This is a genomic window from Scytonema sp. UIC 10036 (genome assembly GCF_009725235.1).
In genome coordinates, this window is record NZ_WJFC01000010.1 from 38,837 (window position 1) to 54,389 (window position 15,553).

Genomic DNA, 15,553 nt, shown 5'->3' on the forward strand with positions numbered 1-15,553 from the left:
ACTTAAAACTGTATAAGAGAGACCGAGGAACGAGAGCACCTTGGCTTAAACTTGTTTGTGAAAATCACTTTACTTGAGATTTCCCTATGGACGCTACGGCACTTTGGCAGCGATACCAGCAATGGTTGTATTTCCATGAAGGATTGGGCTTGTACTTAGATGTTAGCCGGATGCGCTTTGACGATGCCTTTGTCGAGAAGTTACAGCCGAAGTTTGAAAAAGCTTTTGCGGATATGGCGGAACTTGAGAAGGGTGCGATCGCCAATCCAGATGAAGACCGGATGGTTGGGCATTATTGGCTGAGAAATCCGGATTTAGCGCCTTATCCAGAGCTAACCCAAGAAATTGTCGATTCAATCGAGCAAATCGAGGATTTTGCTGATAAAATTCACACAGGTGGAATTCATCCCCCAAAAGCTCCCCGCTTCACCGATATTATCTCCATTGGTATAGGTGGTTCTGCCTTGGGTCCTGAATTCGTTGCAGAAGCCTTAGCCCCAGACTTCCCACCACTGGCAATTCACTTTATCGATAATACCGATCCAGCAGGAATTGACCGCATCTTAACTCAAGTGAGAAATCGCCTAGCTAGTACTTTGGTACTGGTGATTTCCAAATCTGGGGGAACTCCAGAACCCCGCAATGGCATGCTCGAAGTTAAGAAAGCTTACGCCGGACAGAATTTGGACTTTACCCAGTATGCGATCGCCATCACCATGCCAGGGAGTAAGCTAGACGAACAAGCAAAATCGGAAAACTGGTTGGCTAGATTCCCCATGTTCGACTGGGTAGGAGGAAGAACTTCCGAGATGTCAGCAGTAGGGCTTGTACCAGCAGCATTGCAAGGAATAGATATTCAAGCAATGCTAGAGGGGGCAAAAGAAATGGATGATGCCACCCGAATTCCCGATTTGAAAAAGAACCCAGCTGCATTGTTAGCATTGTCTTGGTATGCTGCAGGCAATGGACGCGGAGAAAAAGACATGGTTGTCCTACCTTATAAGGACAGCTTGCTTTTATTCAGTCGCTACTTGCAACAGCTAGTGATGGAATCCTTGGGTAAAGAAAAGGACTTGGAAGGAAATATCGTCCACCAAGGAATAGCCGTTTACGGAAACAAAGGTTCAACCGATCAACACGCTTACGTTCAGCAGCTGCGAGACGGTGTACCAAACTTCTTTGTCACCTTTATTGAAGTTTTGGAAGATCGCAAAGGTGCATCTCCAGAATTAGAACCCGGAATCACAGCAGGCGATTACTTATCCGGTTTCCTCCAAGGAACCCGCCAAGCACTGTATGAAAACCAGAGGGATTCAATTACAGTCACCATTCCCCAAGTCAATTCCCGTACAGTAGGTGCATTGATTGCATTATACGATCGCGCTGTAGGTTATTATGCCAGCCTAGTTGGCATCAACGCCTACCATCAACCAGGGGTAGAAGCTGGTAAAAAAGCAGCCGCTACAATTCTTGAATTGCAAAAACGAGTTGTGGAAGTCCTGCAAAATGAAAAAGCAGCCCTTTCTATAGAAGAAATAGCAGCAAAAGCAGGTGCATCCGAGCAAGTTGAAGCGATTTACAAGATTCTGCGACATTTACACACAAATCAGCGTGGCGTAGTGCTAGAAGGAAACCTTGGACAACCCAGCAGTTTAAAAGTTGCGATCGCCTAAGTTCATCTCAATCCCGAACTCACCTCCCCTTACCTCGTTCCCAGGCTCCGCCTCCGGTTACCTCGTTCCCAGGCGGAGCCTGGGAATGCAGATCTAGAGGCTCCGCCTCCCTCAAGGCATTCCCAGCAAGAAGCACCGGAGCGAGAAACAAAGAATACTGCATCTCCAGCATCATTCACTGACATTAGAAGCATCACATATCACATCTCATGCATCTTTTGTTGTTAAAGTAACATTTTTTTAATGTAGAGCATCTAAGATTGAAGATAAAGCTTCAATCTTAGATGCTCTTTTAGGATATTGATATGAGTAAATACCGGGGGATAGAAATCCGCAAGCTGGAGTCCAGCAAAGGCGGAATGTTGCACTTTTTTACAGCACAAGCCAGTGATGAAACTATGCTGGTACAGATTCCACCAAATACTATAGATGATTTATTTGTTCACAAAACACATACCGACCAACTACTAGTAGTAAAAGGTAAGTTTGTCATTGTAAGCCTACTTAACAAGCAGTATCAGTATCTTCCTTTAAGTGAAGACCATCCTGTTATGGTCATCATTCCACCAGGTGTTTTACATGGAGCAATAAATCTCAGTTCGGAACCCGTTGTTTTGGTGAATGCGTTATTGCGTCACAAGCCACCTGTGGAACGAGATTATATTCCACAAAAGCGACCATTTCCTTACGATTTGGAAGCAGCAAAAGCAGCATTGAAAAACTTAGAGGAGAGAAAACAAGTCAGTAGTTTGGCATAAGTATTCATCAATGTAGAGACAAGCATGGCTAGTCTTTAGAATATTTAATGCTGGGTACAAAAAGAAATAATTAACCGCAGCCTGTAGCAGACGGACGGAGTTCAAGGAAGAGACGCGGAGACTGTGGGACGCTCTGACGCGGAGACATCTCAGATGAGGATTGAACCCCAACCTAGTTGTCAACTTATAGAAATTGGCGGTTTAAACCGCTTGGGGCTGTCGCCCCGGACCGGCGGAGTGCAAACTCTCCGCGTCTGGTGTGTCTCTACGCCCCGCGTCTCTTCGATAAATTTGTATCTCAGCAGACTGGGAAACGCTATAGGTTTGCAAGCATTTAGAGTAGTATTAAAATACTACTCTAAAATGAATTTAACACTATGAATGAACCGACATCACAAAAACCTGCACGTCGTCGAGGAAGATTATTCCCAGAACGGACTTTATCTCCAGAAGAACTTGCTAGAAGAAAAGCTGAACGAGAAGTATTTCATAAACGTTGTCGGGCAATTTTTGAAAGAGTACGTCCGGAACTGATTGATAAATACTATGACTGGTACATAGCTGTTGAACCAGATAGTGGTGATTATTTCATTGATGAAGATAAAGAAGCAGCAAGCCTGAAAGCACGCCAAAAGTACCCAAATGCTGTTCACTGTATGTTTTGCTTAAATGAAATTGGAGCCACTGGCAGAATATGATGCAGGGTAAATTTGGTGACAAAGGAGAGCTATTTTTTGAAATTGAATTAATTACTGCTGATGGATTAAATTTGCCTGTGGATGTTATGTTAGATACTGGCTTCACAGGCTTTATCGCTATTAATAAACAGGATCTAGATGCTCTTGGATGGGGTTTTATTCGTGAGGAAGAAATGCGAACAGCACAAGGCGAAACCCTTTTTGACATTTACTACGGTAAGGTACTGTTAGATGAACAAGAGTATGAAATACCTGTTTTTGTAGGTGAAGTACTGACAGAGGTTTTGTTGGGTTCAGAGTGGTTAAAGATTCTACCTTTAACAGCTAATTATCAAGCAGGAATACTGACTTTGGGCTAAAGAAGGGTTTGAATCAGGTAATGCATCTACTTGTTTGTTCACAGTAGGAGAAATTTGGTTTATGCGATCGCAAGAATGGAAAAAGAATTTACGTTCCTACAAAGCTTGAAATTCAACCTTGTTGTAAATATCTGCTAAGGAAATCTGAAACGGAATTGAAGTAAAGCTTATACTTTCATCTTCTTCGTCATATTCACAAAGCGACCATCTACGTTCCGAACTTATAGATTGATACTATGGTTGGTATATAGCTGTTGAGCCAGATAGCCGAGATTATTTTGTATATGAAGATAAAGAAATTGCTACCAGAAAAGCTCGTCAGCAGCATCTGAACTTTGTTCACTTGATGTTCTGCCTAAATGAAACAGGAGCTACAGGCAGAACGTTGTAGTGTTAATTTGATATTTAGAGAGCCTTTTAGTTTACTATTGGAATAATCAGTTATTATAAATGAATTGAACACTATGAGTGAATCAACATCACAAAAACCTGCACGTCGTCGAGGACGAATATTTCCTGAAATTACTATATCTCCAGAAGAACTTGCCAGACATAAAGCTGAAGGAGAAGCATTTAGTCAACGCTGTTGGGCAATTTTTGAGAGACTCAAGCCAGAAATAATCGATAAATACTATGGCTGGTACATTGCTATCGAACCAGATAGTGGAGATTATTTTATTGATGTAGATAAAGAAGTGGCGCTCCTCAAAGCACGTCACAAGCATCCGAATGCTATTCACCACATTTTTGGTATTAATGAAACAGGAGTTTCTGGCAGAATATGATTCATGGTCAGTTTGGCGTTAAGGGTGAGTTATTTTTTGAGATAGATTTGATTACAGCTAATGGATTAAATCTTCCCGTAGATGCCATCAGAATATGATTCAGGGTCAATTTGGAGACAATGGACAGCTTTGTTCACAGTAGAAGAAATTTTGTGAATGCGATCGCAAGAATGGAAAAAGATTATTATTAGAACGTAGGTTGGGTTGAGGAACGAAACCCAACTATGACTGAAACAACATCGCAAAAACCTGCGCGTCGTAGAGTCAGAATTTTTCCTGAAATCACTATATCACCAGAAGAATTAGCTAAACGTAAAGCAGAAAATGAAGAATTTTATCAACGGTGTTGGATAATTTTCGAGCATTTGGTAGCAAAGGAGAGCTATTTTTTGAAATTGAATTAATTGCTTTTGTAGGTGGGGCTATGCCCTACAACATTAAATAGTGGGGGTTCAATCCCCCTACGTGATGTCCCCGCGTCTGGTGCGTCCCACAGTCTCCGCGTCTCTTCCTTGAAAGAGTTTCCCTTTTGCTTTCTATCAAGCAATTCGTAAACTTCCTGATACAATAAAGGAGGGAATAATTAGAAATCAGAAGTAACTATGACAATCAAGGAACAACTGCTACAGGAAATTGAATCTAGCCCAGATACTATTCTGGCTGAAACTCTAGACTTTTTACGCAGCTTAAAAACAAAAGAAACTGTAACAAAAGCGAAACCAGAAGCCCCAGAATCTGCTGTTCATATCCCAGTAAATTCCACAGGACGCTCACTCTTAGAACATTTGAAAACAATTGGAAAATGGGAAGGTGATGATTTACAAGATTGTCTTCGCTTAGTCATTGCTACCCGTGGTAAAGCAAAATTTGATTACGATAACCCCTTTGAATAATGTACTTGTTGGATACAAATCATTGTAGTGCTGCCATTTTGGGCGATGCGAATCTACTTCGTCGCATTGCAGAAGTAGAAAACAGCTTAATTACAACCTGCGTCATTGTTCAAGGAGAACTGGTAGACATGGCAGAACGTTCTCAATATAAGGAAAGTAACTTAGACTTGATTCACAGGTTTCTTCTGGGTATATACATATACAATATTGATGCCTCCACTGCTACTATTTCTGGTCAGTTAAAAGCAGCTTTATTTAATCAATTTAGACCTAAAGATAAAAGCAAACAAAGAAAAACTAAAATTGTTGATTTAGGTTTTGATGAAAACGACATTTGGATAGCAGCTATTGCGCTGCAAAATAATCTAACTGTTGTTTCTAGAGATAGCGATTTTTTAAGAATTCAACAGGTCAGAATATTTACCCTAGAATCTTGGGTGTGATTTTAATAATATAAGAGTATTTTGCTCTAGCGCGATCGCGTAATAATATACTATTGATTATTATGATAGTAAATTGAGCAATGTATTTCAACACTATGAGCAAATCAAGAGTGCAAAAAGCCATACCTGGTCAAGGAAGATTATTCTAGTCATTGCTACCCGTGGTAAAGCAAAATTTTATTGCGATCGCCCCTTTAAATAATGTACTTATTGAATACCCATAATTGTAGTGTATGTAAATATACGAAGCCAATATATGGAAAAAAGATATCTAGCAATAAAGAACAGGCTCAAACGTCGCCAATTTATTCAGTATGGCTCGTTATTTTTAGGAGGTGGCATTGTATCTGCTTGTACGCATGGAAGTCAAACACCATCAGCAATGTCGGGTAGAGAAACAGAAAATCAAAAACAGTCGAAAAAACTGGATAAAATAACCTTTGGTACAAATTGGCTAGCACAAGCAGAACACGGGGGATTCTATCAAGCGATCGCAACAGGTATCTACAATGATTATGGCTTAGATGTGACAATAAAAATGGGTGGTCCCCAAATTCCTAGCGGTACTCAGTTATTACTGGGGGGCGCAGTCGATTTTTTTATGGGACAAGGAATTGATGCAATTAATGCTATAGCGCAAGGAATCCCTAAAATTACGGTAGCGGCTATTTTTCAAAAAGATCCCCAATGTATAATTGCCCATCCGAATACGGGAGTCAAAACTCTGGCAGATCTCAAAGGTAGACCTATTTATGTTAGTGTCTCAGCTAATGTCACCTACTGGCCTCTCCTCAAAGCTAGGTATGGGTTTACTGATGAGCAAAAGCGTCCTTATAACTTCAATTCAGGTCCTTTTTTAGCTGATAAACAATCAGCCCAACAGGGTTACATAACCTCCGAACCCTTTGCAATTGAAAAACAGGGTGGTTTCAAACCAGTAGTGTTTTTGTTAGCAGATTATGATTACACTGCATATGCGACTACTATTGAAACGAAGAAGGAACTTGTTGACAAAAATCCCGATTTAGTTAAGCGATTTGTAGATGCTTCAATTAAAGGGTGGTATAGTTATCTGCAAAATCCCGAACCGGGCAATCAATTAATCAAAAAAGATAATCCAGAAATGACGGACGAGCAAATCAAATATGGTTTGCAAAAGCTTAAAGAATATGGCGCGATCGTTTCTGGTGATGCAGAGAAATTGGGAATAGGGGCAATGACTGCTGAACGCTGGCAATCTTTTTTTAATAACATGGTGCAAGCTGGTGTCTTTGATACCAGTGTTGATTACAAAGATGCTTTTACACTAAACTTTGTTAATAAAGGCTTAGCTTACTATAAATCATAAACTTAAAATTTAAATTGAGTATGCTAAATGACCCTCCTGCTGTTACTCTCAGTCATGTAAGCAAAATATATGCTAATGGAACAGTTGCTTTACAGAACTTGAATTTAAACATCCAAGAGTCAGAATTTGTCAGTTGTGTGGGTGCTTCTGGATGTGGTAAAAGCACGGTACTGCGTATCATTGCTGGACTTGTCCACCTCAGCTCTGGCAGTATTCATTGGAGTCGCGATCGCAAACAGCAGAAATTGGCGTTTGTCTTTCAGGATGCTGCACTTCTGCCTTGGGCTAATGTCATGGAAAATGTATACTTACCGATGAAGTTAGCGGGAGTGCCAAGAAAAGATGCAATGCCACAGGTTAAGCAAGCAATTGCACGAGTCGGGTTAGAGAAGTTTGAGGATAACTACCCCCGTCAACTATCGGGTGGGATGAAAATGCGGGTTTCTATTGCCAGAGCGCTAGTACAAAAACCCGATATGTTACTCATGGATGAACCATTTGGCTCGCTAGACGAAATTACCCGCACTAAGCTTCATATTGAGTTACTTGATTTATACAATCAATACTGTTGGACAGTAGTTTTTGTTACACACAATATTTATGAAGCTGTATACTTGTCAAATCGCGTACTTGTGATGAGTGCAAAACCCGGATGTGTAGTAGCAGAAATCAAAATAGACGCACCATACCCGCGTAACAACGCATTTCGTAATTCCTTAAAATACAACGAATATTGCCGTGAAGTTGCTAAAGGTTTGAGTGAAGCAATGGGTGAGACAGTTCACAATTAACAAGTAAGAATTAAAATCGTGTTTCAGCGTAAATTGAAGTTGCAAAAATTACTGAATCAACTCATTAATGTTGATGTTTTAGCACCGATAGTAGTAGGTATATGTGTATTAATACTATGGGATACTCTAGTAAGAGTCAGCAATTTACCACCTTATATATTTCCGAGACCGATATTAGTATTCAAGACTCTAATAACAGACTGGAACGAGCTTTTCCCATCATTGCTAATTACACTCCAAATTACTGTAGTTGCGTTTGTCGCTGCGGCTATCTCTGGCTTACTCATCGCAATATTATTTATTCAAAGTAAATGGATTGAAAGAAGTTTATTCCCATACGCAGTCATTTTACAGACAACTCCTATTGTTGCAATCGCTCCCCTCATCATCCTCTGGTTCAAAAATAACACCTTTGCTGCTTTGATTGTGTGTGCTTGGATTGTGGCATTTTTCCCCATTGTTTCCAACACCACAATCGGTCTTAAAAGCGTAGACAAAAACTTACTCAACCTCTTCCAACTTTATAAAGCATCTCCTTGGCAAACATTAATACATCTGCGCCTACCTAGCGCTATGCCCTATTTTTTAGGCAGTTTAAAAATCAGTGGCGGACTATCATTAATAGGTGCAGTTGTAGCAGAATTTGTTGCAGGGACAGGCGGAGCAAAAGCGGGGATAGCTTATCGCATATTAATCTCTAGTTATAATTTACAAATTCCCAAGATGTTTGCAGCATTATTTCTGACAACAGGGTTAGGTATCCTGATATTTATTGGCTTGAGTGCTTTATCTGATTTTATATTAAAAAACTGGCATGAAAGTGTTGTAAAAGATGAAAACTAAAAATACGAAAACACGTAGGTTGGGTTGAGGAGTTTTCAGCAAGAGAAGTTTTGTTAATGAGATCGCAGTGCAACATCTGAAAGTATTAATGACTTATTTCAAACACCTTATAATAATCAGCTATTTTGGTCATCAAAATAAATGGCAGGAGTATTTATTCATGCTAATATTACCAGCCAAAGATTAACAGCAGCACTGCAAGGAAGAGGAATGCTACGGACTTGGTCTGAGACATGGGAGAGCTTATGGATTTTGTTTTGGTCTGGGATAGGAGCATTAGTTAGTTGGCGATTAAAATTACCCAGACAAGCATCAAATTCACTGTTAGTGGAACCTCCACCAATTCCACTATGGGAAAGCTTCATCATCCGCCCTGTATAAACCTCCTAAATGATTTACAAACACCTCTCCCTTGTCTTCCTTGTCTTCCTTGTCTCCCTTGTTTGGATCTCAAATAGGACTGCTATAATGATTTAATTTATCAAAGCTAATTGTATTTTTATTAAAGATTCTTCTGTGTTAGAACTTAGTACTGTAATCTGTGTATAGTAGTTTGGAAAAGCATTTTTACACTTCCACCTGGTGCAAAGGGAGCCTTTAAACTGATTTACAGCTTAATAGTCCTTGAACACCCAAATTTTGCAGATAAATCTCTCACATGAAGTTCTCTCAAGTAAAAAGCATTAAGTACCATGAGACAATGACTACTACAAACACATGGACTAAGGAACTTGTCCAGAATGGTGCCAAAACAGCGGTGTTAGTAGAACTGTACACTTTGCCCTTCTATCTCACTGCACTCAGTTCCATCACAGACACGAATCACAATGCCTACAAGTCTCTTTTAAGTATTTGTATTGAGGAGATTGCTAGTTCATATTCGATTAACTCGATAAGTTTTGGCAACACAACTGTGTAATTAATCAGGAGAGCATCCTCATGGCTAATCAAGATATCGTTAGATTTGGTGATACCTTTTATCTCAAACACGAGAGTAGCAAACAATACCTCGTTAATGTTAATTCCTCACGACGCAACTGGCCGCAGTTGAGCAATACAGGACATGTAGAACTTAAAATAGACGGAGGTGAGGGAGAGGTTACTTCTAACAGTTACATTAAAATCAAAACGACAGAACAGGCAGTGTTCAACAATGATACTTTGGGGGCTTTTGCTGATAGCCATAATTGTTACTATTGGAAAGATGGCTATGATGACGGTAAACAGGGTTGGCGGATTACTAAAGCTTCTGGCAATGCAGGCCCAATTTTTTATGGCGAGCGCGTTCACATCACCAACATCTCCTACCATAATCAAAGATTAGCTCTTGATACAAAGTATCAGGGTTATATAACTACGGTGGAAAATGCTGGGGACTCGTGGATTTTAGAGCCTGCTAAGGCTACTCCATCTAGTGATGTTCAACCTAGTAGCCCTAAATCTTCTGATATATTCAGCTGGTCGGTAGCCTCCGGCGATCCAACTACAACTGGTGTCATTCTTTGGACTCGTGTGAATCCAAAAGATTATGACGATACGACTTCTCTTAAGTATCAGGTGACTAATAAAGATGATTCTGGTTTTAATTCAGTCGTCTTAGAAGACGAGGTAAAAGCCTCGCAGTTTAATTCGGAAAAAGACCATACAGTTCATGTAGACCTCAATGGCAAGCTCAAACCCAATCAATCCTATTTATATCGTTTTATCTACAAGAACGTATATAGTCCAATCGGTCATTGCAAAACTTTGCCAGATGCTAATACAGAACTGAACAAACTTTCTCTGGCAGTTTTAACGTGCAACGATTACAGCACAGGCTACTTTAATGCCTTGTATAAGTTAGCCGAAGAAAATGTGGATTTTGTAATTCACTTGGGTGACTTTATTTACGAGTATCTACAGTATCCACCAGGTTATGGCGATATTGTTCGTACAGACCTTACTATAAAAAATAACAAATACCCACATAAAGATCCAGCCAATTGTGACAGAGCCACTTCACTAGAACATTTCCGGCATATTTATCAGACATATCGTCAAGACCCTGCTCTGCAAAAGGCGATGGAAAATCATACTTGGATCGTTGCTCTCGACGATCACGAAATTGCTGACAATTGCTATTGGAATTACGAAGATAACAAGATGGACGTAAGTGTTGACGATCCACCCCATCCCATTTATGAAAATCTTAAGGATAAGCCCAAAGAAGACGCAAGGGTGGCGATGCTCGATCTCTATAAAAATGCAACTCAAGCTTGGAGAGAATATGTTCCATCTCGAGTCCAAAAACTGAATAAATCCGAAGATCCCCGTTACGATCTCTACAGAAAATTCCAGTTTGGTTCATTGGTTGATTTCTTCTTGACTGATAGCCGTAGCTTTAGGGATAAACCCGAACTGGAAACTAATTCACAAATTTTGAAAAAAGTCAAGGAATATCAGAAATCTTACCCTATTGCTAGAGCGATCGCTAAAGCCCGTAATGATTTGAAGCTGCCTGAGTGGAAGGCAAGTATGCTGGGCCAAAATCAAAAAAACGCGTTGATTGGTGACATCGAAAAGTCAAATGCTTCTTGGAGGGTGTGGGGCAATCAAACCTTCCTCGCTACAGCATTGGCAAATGAGATGATAGGAGAAATTGACGATTGGCATGGGTTTAAGGCGGAACGCTATGAGATATTGCAGCGCGTTAAGGATAGCGAGACCTTAAAGAATACCAAAGAACTTGAGGAATTGAACAAGAAAACCAATAAAACTGAAAAAGATATTCAGAAATTGAAGTTTAAACCAGATCAAATCAGTCGTTTTGTGGTCTTTACGGGAGATATGCACACATCTCTAGTCGCCTATTTAAAGACTGAAACTGAAACATTGCAGAGTGATTTGGCATCTGGGGCTGTGGATAAATTTCAACCAGGGGTTTCAGATGTGGCATCAGGGGCTTCAAAGCTAGCATCAGGGGCTTTAAATTTGCTGTCAGCGGATTTGGGAAGAGCGGCGACAAATGTGGGTGAAGGAGCATTGAATTTGGGTAAAGGAGCATTAAATTTGGGTCTAGGAGCATTAAAGGTAGGAGGAGACGCACTGTCTGGGATAGGGTCAGGAATAATACATCCCATAGAAACAGCACAGAATGCTGTAGAAACAGTAAAAAATAGTTTTAATTATGACTACAGCAAATTAGTTGGTGTGGAATTCATGACTCCGTCGGTGACTTCACCAGGGATCTCAGAAGGTATTCTCAAAAAACTGGAAAGCAAGCTACCTGTAGATATTCCTAAAATCCTGGAAAAATTAGCTCTTTTTACAGACAATAGTGTGCATCAGCAACAGAGTTGGCAGCATAAGTTTGTTACGGGCAGTCCGATCAAGAGTTTAAGCCCACATATTGAACATTATGATTCACGGGTTAATGGATATGCGATCGCGGAATTCACTGCTGATGAATTGAACTGGAAAGTTTACCGGGTTGACAGGACAGACCACGATAAACTTGAAGGACGTAATGTATCTACAGCTCGTGCAAAAAAAGAGCTTGTTCAATCGGTGAAGTACAACCCAAATGGTATTGAATTAACAGATTCTCTTGGGTAAAACAAGTATTTCCTAATTTACAATACCTTTGCCCAAAAAATGGGATTAGTTCCATCCTTGAATAAAGAAAGCAGGGGGAAGTTCAGAATTTCACTCAAGGCGATCGCAACAGGCATCTACAATGATTATGGCTTAGATGTGACATTTTTTAAGGTAGTCTCTCACTTGAGAGCAACCTTTCGTTAGCCCGTCATCCAAATCCGGAATTTGTGTTTTCATAATGAGATCTGCATCTCCCCTACTGGTAATTCGGAGCCTTGAGTATCCATTAGCATCAGTAATTATAACTTGAGGAGGACTTTTAGTGATGAAACGAACTTCAACGTCCTTTAAAGGCGCTAATCGATCGGTCTGTACAATTAGGTCAACATCAATATAATTGGATTGGCAGGCTTCCTCAGAATCCAAGCGGACAAAGCATCACGACCAGAGGGAATTTTACCACCAGCAAGCTTTACTGCCTGTTGCCAAGCAAGACGTTGTTGTTGTTTTACTTTTTTATAAATGTGTATATAACCAATGGTTGCCATTTGGCATTTTATAATGAAATATGGACAATAAATTTTCAGGATGTCAAAAATATGACACACTCTTCACCAGAAAGAATTGTCAGATGCGGGAGAGTATTTCCGGAAATTCAATGGACTCCAGCACAGAAAGCTCAAGAAAAAGCCAGAAGACAGGCATTTTATGAGCGTTGTTGGCTAATTTTTGAGCATTTAAAACCAGAAATACTAGATAAATATTACGGTTGGTATATTGCCATTGAACCTGATAGTGGTGATTATTTTATCGATCGGGATCAAGAGGTAGCCAGTAAAATGGCCAAAGAAAAATATCCTCATGTGATTCATCATATTTTTGGCATTAATGAAACCGGAGTTAGTGGCAGAATATGATTGAGGGGAGATTTGGAGATGAAGGACAAGTTTACTTTGAAATTGATTTAATTGGAGGGGATAACTTCAGCTTTCCTGTAGAAACAATGTTAGATACAGGATTCACTGAATTTTTAGCTATGAACAAACAAGATGTACAAAGTCTTGATTGGTCTTTTTAGCGTCAAAATAAATTAAGAACTGCTCAAGGAGAAACTGAATTTGATGTTTATAGTGGTAGGGTCATAATAGATAGTCAAGAGTGGGAAATTCCTGTATTTGCTGGAGATGAAATTCAGGAAATTTTACTAGGTTCTCGATGGCTGAAATTATTTATCTTAGTCGCTAATTATAGTCAAAATATAGTAAGTTTAGAGTTAATTGAATCAAGAGGTTCTACATAGACATTTGCTACGATTACTGATGCCTTGAGATTAGTTTACTTCTTTAGAGAATCGCTCTCACTTGCACCCTGCCACAAGCCTTACGGCTAAAGATGGGATTTCTTTTAACGATATCGCCTGCAAAGTTCCGTAAAGAATTTGCCTTCCGCAATCGGGCTGCCAAATTTTCGATTTTTTGTAGCTTTGCTTCTCCACTTGTTTGTGGTTCTAAATGATTCAGCAACGTGCTAGCTAAAGCGTGAAAGGGTCTAGCGTTTGGTCGAAAAGAAACTACAAGCCAGTTACCAGCACGACGCAACTTAGGAAGCAGACCTCAAATGTGATTCTAGAAAATCAAGCTACTCTATTTTATTCAGTACTAAACGCAAATTTGATACGCCGAACAGATGATGTACGTTCTGGAGAAACTCAGTGCGTGACGGGATTCCAGACTTTGATAGAGTAACCCCTTTTAAAACAGTTATTCAGTTATTAGTACTTATTGCTCAAAACCAACTGGTAACTGTTCCCTGTTCACTGTTAAATCAATCCGACGATCGCATAGACGATTGAGCAGCCCAAAGTCATGACTGATAACCAAAATGCCTATTCCTACTTGGCTGGCGTAGTCAATAACTGCACGCCAAATCAGTGCTTGAGTGTTTGCATCTAGCATGGCAGTCATCTCATCAGCAATCAAGTAGCGAGTCCTTGGTACTAAAGAGCGAGCAACCGCCACCCGTTGGAGTTCACCACCGCTTAACTCGTGGGGAAAGCGATGGAGCCAGCTTTGATGAATGCTTAGTGCTTGAAGGAGTTCTAGAGATGGAGTCTGCCCTTCAAAGAGGATTTTTTCAATCCGCCAACGAGGATTCATAGCCAATTCAGGATTTTGGAAAATTATTTGTACTGGACAATAACCGCGAGTCGGTAAGGGCTGTCCCTCTACTGTAATACGACCCTCTGTAGGTTGAAGATACCCCGTTAGTAGTTTGCCAAGAGTTGTTTTGCCAAGACCGCTTGACCCACTCAAACCCACGATTTCGCCTTTGGCTATTTCTATGTTAAAGTCTCGCAGAATCCAAGGTTTGTTGATTCCATACCGAAACGATAATTGTTCACCCTTTAGCATGGATACACCTCACTTGAGCATTCTGTATTTGACGAAGTGGCGGACGGGCTATAAGACAATCATCAGTTGCAAGCTCACAGCGATCGCTAAACAAACACCCAGTTGGGAGCCCATCGGGGCTAGGCTGTGCCCCTGGTACTGGGATAAAATCATTTTGCGGGAGACTTCGCCATAAAGCGTAAGTGTAAGGATGATACAAATTACCCTGAGTAAAGTTACGAGGAGCGGTGATTTCTAAGGTAGTTCCCGCATAAAAAACTGCTACCTTGTCGGCAATTTGTAAAGCGGCTTCTAGGTTGTGGGTAATCAAAATGACACCTTTACCAGAGGCAGCTAATTCACGCAAATGGTTGAGCGTTTCTACAATCAGTTCGGGGTTGAGGCTAGAAGTGGGTTCATCAGCAATGACTAAATCAGCCCGTCCAATTGCTGCTGTTGCCACCAAAACTCGCCTTGCCATTCCCCCAGAAATTTGAAATGGGTAACGGTGTTTTACCTGTAAGTCAAGCCCATAGCGGGAGAAAACCTGGTCAACAGCTTGCCTTGCATCTGCTGTAGACAACCCACTTAACTGTGCAGCCCGATACACTTGTGTACCCACTCTCATCAAAGGGTCGAGGTAACTCACAGATTGCGGGATCAAAGCAATTTCCTTGCCACGCAGCGTTGCTTGACGTTGCGGCGTCAGTGGAGAGCCTTTGAACAATATCCTGCCACTAACCTGTGCGTTGTGAGGTAAGATGCCCATTATTGCATGAGCTAGCAAACTCTTTCCAGAACCACTAGAGCCGACTACAGCTACAACTTCACCTGCATTAACCTCCAAATCCAGATCGACGATCGCAGTGAGTTGCTTCTGGGTTAATCCCACGTCATACATTGTGAAGGTAACATTTAGGTTTTGAACTGATAGCATAATTTGTTAGTGGTTGGTTGTTAGTGGTTAGTGGTTAGTTGTTGGTTGTTTTTTCACTA

The 15,553-nt window shown here is 40.6% G+C and carries 19 protein-coding genes and 2 pseudogenes; 17 read left to right on the forward strand and 4 right to left on the reverse strand.

Going from position 1 to position 15,553, the window contains the following annotated elements; all coding sequences use genetic code 11:
* The first annotated feature begins 86 nt into the window (after positions 1 to 86).
* The 15 genes and pseudogenes from F7734_RS06875 to F7734_RS06945 all read left to right on the forward strand — a co-directional run bounded on the left by F7734_RS06875 (position 87) and on the right by F7734_RS06945 (position 12,185).
* Positions 87 to 1,673 (forward strand): glucose-6-phosphate isomerase, encoded by a 1,587-nt coding sequence (locus F7734_RS06875; protein ID WP_155743974.1) that lies wholly within the window; start codon positions 87 to 89, stop codon positions 1,671 to 1,673.
* Positions 1,674 to 1,978: 305 nt separating this feature from the next.
* Entirely contained in the window at positions 1,979 to 2,431 is a 453-nt protein-coding gene (locus tag F7734_RS06880) for a dTDP-4-dehydrorhamnose 3,5-epimerase (protein WP_155743975.1), read from the forward strand.
* A 377-nt stretch (positions 2,432 to 2,808) separates the two neighbouring features.
* Positions 2,809 to 3,129: a hypothetical protein gene (locus F7734_RS06885; RefSeq protein WP_155743976.1), complete on the forward strand. Its 321-nt coding sequence runs from the start codon at positions 2,809 to 2,811 to the stop codon at positions 3,127 to 3,129.
* Positions 3,126 to 3,488, forward strand: a complete 363-nt coding sequence (locus tag F7734_RS06890) for an aspartyl protease (protein ID WP_155743977.1) — start codon at positions 3,126 to 3,128, stop codon at positions 3,486 to 3,488. The genes F7734_RS06885 and F7734_RS06890 overlap by 4 nt, the downstream gene beginning before the upstream one ends.
* Before the next feature lie 464 nt (positions 3,489 to 3,952).
* A complete protein-coding gene (locus F7734_RS06895; protein WP_155743978.1) occupies positions 3,953 to 4,273 on the forward strand; it encodes a hypothetical protein in 321 nt (106 codons plus the stop codon).
* Positions 4,270 to 4,362 (forward strand): annotated as a pseudogene (locus tag F7734_RS63165) (aspartyl protease); the annotation flags it as partial. The gene F7734_RS06895 and the pseudogene F7734_RS63165, both read left to right, overlap by 4 nt.
* A 135-nt stretch (positions 4,363 to 4,497) precedes the next feature.
* Entirely contained in the window at positions 4,498 to 4,677 is a 180-nt protein-coding gene (locus tag F7734_RS06905) for a hypothetical protein (protein WP_155743979.1), read from the forward strand.
* 198 nt (positions 4,678 to 4,875) lie between these two features.
* Positions 4,876 to 5,166, forward strand: coding sequence for a DUF2281 domain-containing protein (locus tag F7734_RS06910; RefSeq protein ID WP_155743980.1), 291 nt, complete (start codon positions 4,876 to 4,878; stop codon positions 5,164 to 5,166).
* Positions 5,166 to 5,609: a type II toxin-antitoxin system VapC family toxin gene (locus F7734_RS06915; protein WP_155743981.1), complete on the forward strand. Its 444-nt coding sequence runs from the start codon at positions 5,166 to 5,168 to the stop codon at positions 5,607 to 5,609. Before F7734_RS06910 ends, F7734_RS06915 begins: the two co-directional genes overlap by 1 nt.
* A 256-nt stretch (positions 5,610 to 5,865) precedes the next feature.
* Entirely contained in the window at positions 5,866 to 6,957 is a 1,092-nt protein-coding gene (locus tag F7734_RS06920) for an ABC transporter substrate-binding protein (protein ID WP_155743982.1), read from the forward strand.
* Positions 6,958 to 6,977: 20 nt separating this feature from the next.
* Positions 6,978 to 7,748: an ABC transporter ATP-binding protein gene (locus tag F7734_RS06925; RefSeq protein WP_155743983.1), complete on the forward strand. Its 771-nt coding sequence runs from the start codon at positions 6,978 to 6,980 to the stop codon at positions 7,746 to 7,748.
* Between the two features lie 18 nt (positions 7,749 to 7,766).
* The gene (locus tag F7734_RS06930; protein WP_166481773.1) at positions 7,767 to 8,591 is read left to right on the forward strand and encodes an ABC transporter permease; all 825 of its coding nucleotides are present in this window, start codon (positions 7,767 to 7,769) and stop codon (positions 8,589 to 8,591) included.
* Between the two features lie 141 nt (positions 8,592 to 8,732).
* Positions 8,733 to 8,972 (forward strand): CHASE2 domain-containing protein, encoded by a 240-nt coding sequence (locus F7734_RS06935; protein ID WP_155743984.1) that lies wholly within the window; start codon positions 8,733 to 8,735, stop codon positions 8,970 to 8,972.
* Between the two features lie 319 nt (positions 8,973 to 9,291).
* Complete coding sequence (locus F7734_RS06940) at positions 9,292 to 9,510, forward strand: ferritin-like domain-containing protein (RefSeq protein ID WP_166481774.1); 219 nt, start codon at positions 9,292 to 9,294, stop codon at positions 9,508 to 9,510.
* Positions 9,511 to 9,530: 20 nt separating this feature from the next.
* Positions 9,531 to 12,185 carry an alkaline phosphatase D family protein gene (locus F7734_RS06945; RefSeq protein ID WP_155743986.1) on the forward strand — a complete coding sequence of 885 codons (2,655 nt, stop codon included), beginning with the start codon at positions 9,531 to 9,533 and terminating at the stop codon, positions 12,183 to 12,185.
* Positions 12,186 to 12,544: 359 nt separating this feature from the next.
* Here F7734_RS06945 and F7734_RS06950 read toward each other — a convergent pair whose 3' ends face one another.
* Positions 12,545 to 12,715: a hypothetical protein gene (locus tag F7734_RS06950; protein WP_155743987.1), complete on the reverse strand. Its 171-nt coding sequence runs from the start codon at positions 12,713 to 12,715 to the stop codon at positions 12,545 to 12,547.
* 51 nt (positions 12,716 to 12,766) lie between these two features.
* On the opposite strand from F7734_RS06950, the gene F7734_RS06955 reads away from it, so the two are divergent.
* Together F7734_RS06955 and F7734_RS06960 are read left to right on the forward strand one after the other, a co-directional pair.
* The gene (locus tag F7734_RS06955) at positions 12,767 to 13,084 is read left to right on the forward strand and encodes a hypothetical protein (RefSeq protein WP_155743988.1); all 318 of its coding nucleotides are present in this window, start codon (positions 12,767 to 12,769) and stop codon (positions 13,082 to 13,084) included.
* Positions 13,081 to 13,467: pseudogene (locus tag F7734_RS06960) on the forward strand (aspartyl protease). Before F7734_RS06955 ends, F7734_RS06960 begins: the two are co-directional and overlap by 4 nt.
* Before the next feature lie 43 nt (positions 13,468 to 13,510).
* On the opposite strand, the gene F7734_RS06965 reads toward F7734_RS06960, so the two are convergent.
* From F7734_RS06965 to F7734_RS06975, 3 genes are all read right to left on the reverse strand, one after another.
* Entirely contained in the window at positions 13,511 to 13,765 is a 255-nt protein-coding gene (locus tag F7734_RS06965; protein ID WP_155743989.1) for a hypothetical protein, read from the reverse strand.
* A gap of 180 nt (positions 13,766 to 13,945) precedes the next feature.
* Complete coding sequence (locus F7734_RS06970; protein WP_155743990.1) at positions 13,946 to 14,578, reverse strand: ATP-binding cassette domain-containing protein; 633 nt, start codon at positions 14,576 to 14,578, stop codon at positions 13,946 to 13,948.
* Positions 14,565 to 15,494: an ABC transporter ATP-binding protein gene (locus tag F7734_RS06975; RefSeq protein ID WP_155743991.1), complete on the reverse strand. Its 930-nt coding sequence runs from the start codon at positions 15,492 to 15,494 to the stop codon at positions 14,565 to 14,567. Before F7734_RS06975 ends, F7734_RS06970 begins: the two co-directional genes overlap by 14 nt.
* Positions 15,495 to 15,553: the final 59 nt, after the last annotated feature.

Bases quoted from the DNA above. Each gene is read 5' to 3' on its own strand.
- F7734_RS06875 (WP_155743974.1), top strand. From the start codon at position 87: ATGGACGCTACGGCACTTTGGCAGCGATACCAGCAATGGTTGTATTTC.
- F7734_RS06880 (WP_155743975.1), top strand. From the start codon at position 1,979: ATGAGTAAATACCGGGGGATAGAAATCCGCAAGCTGGAGTCCAGCAAA.
- F7734_RS06885 (WP_155743976.1), top strand. From the start codon at position 2,809: ATGAATGAACCGACATCACAAAAACCTGCACGTCGTCGAGGAAGATTA.
- F7734_RS06890 (WP_155743977.1), top strand. From the start codon at position 3,126: ATGATGCAGGGTAAATTTGGTGACAAAGGAGAGCTATTTTTTGAAATT.
- F7734_RS06895 (WP_155743978.1), top strand. From the start codon at position 3,953: ATGAGTGAATCAACATCACAAAAACCTGCACGTCGTCGAGGACGAATA.
- F7734_RS06905 (WP_155743979.1), top strand. From the start codon at position 4,498: ATGACTGAAACAACATCGCAAAAACCTGCGCGTCGTAGAGTCAGAATT.
- F7734_RS06910 (WP_155743980.1), top strand. From the start codon at position 4,876: ATGACAATCAAGGAACAACTGCTACAGGAAATTGAATCTAGCCCAGAT.
- F7734_RS06915 (WP_155743981.1), top strand. From the start codon at position 5,166: ATGTACTTGTTGGATACAAATCATTGTAGTGCTGCCATTTTGGGCGAT.
- F7734_RS06920 (WP_155743982.1), top strand. From the start codon at position 5,866: ATGGAAAAAAGATATCTAGCAATAAAGAACAGGCTCAAACGTCGCCAA.
- F7734_RS06925 (WP_155743983.1), top strand. From the start codon at position 6,978: ATGCTAAATGACCCTCCTGCTGTTACTCTCAGTCATGTAAGCAAAATA.
- F7734_RS06935 (WP_155743984.1), top strand. From the start codon at position 8,733: ATGGCAGGAGTATTTATTCATGCTAATATTACCAGCCAAAGATTAACA.
- F7734_RS06940 (WP_166481774.1), top strand. From the start codon at position 9,292: ATGACTACTACAAACACATGGACTAAGGAACTTGTCCAGAATGGTGCC.
- F7734_RS06945 (WP_155743986.1), top strand. From the start codon at position 9,531: ATGGCTAATCAAGATATCGTTAGATTTGGTGATACCTTTTATCTCAAA.
- F7734_RS06950 (WP_155743987.1), bottom strand. From the start codon at position 12,715: ATGGCAACCATTGGTTATATACACATTTATAAAAAAGTAAAACAACAA.
- F7734_RS06955 (WP_155743988.1), top strand. From the start codon at position 12,767: ATGACACACTCTTCACCAGAAAGAATTGTCAGATGCGGGAGAGTATTT.
- F7734_RS06970 (WP_155743990.1), bottom strand. From the start codon at position 14,578: ATGCTAAAGGGTGAACAATTATCGTTTCGGTATGGAATCAACAAACCT.
- F7734_RS06975 (WP_155743991.1), bottom strand. From the start codon at position 15,494: ATGCTATCAGTTCAAAACCTAAATGTTACCTTCACAATGTATGACGTG.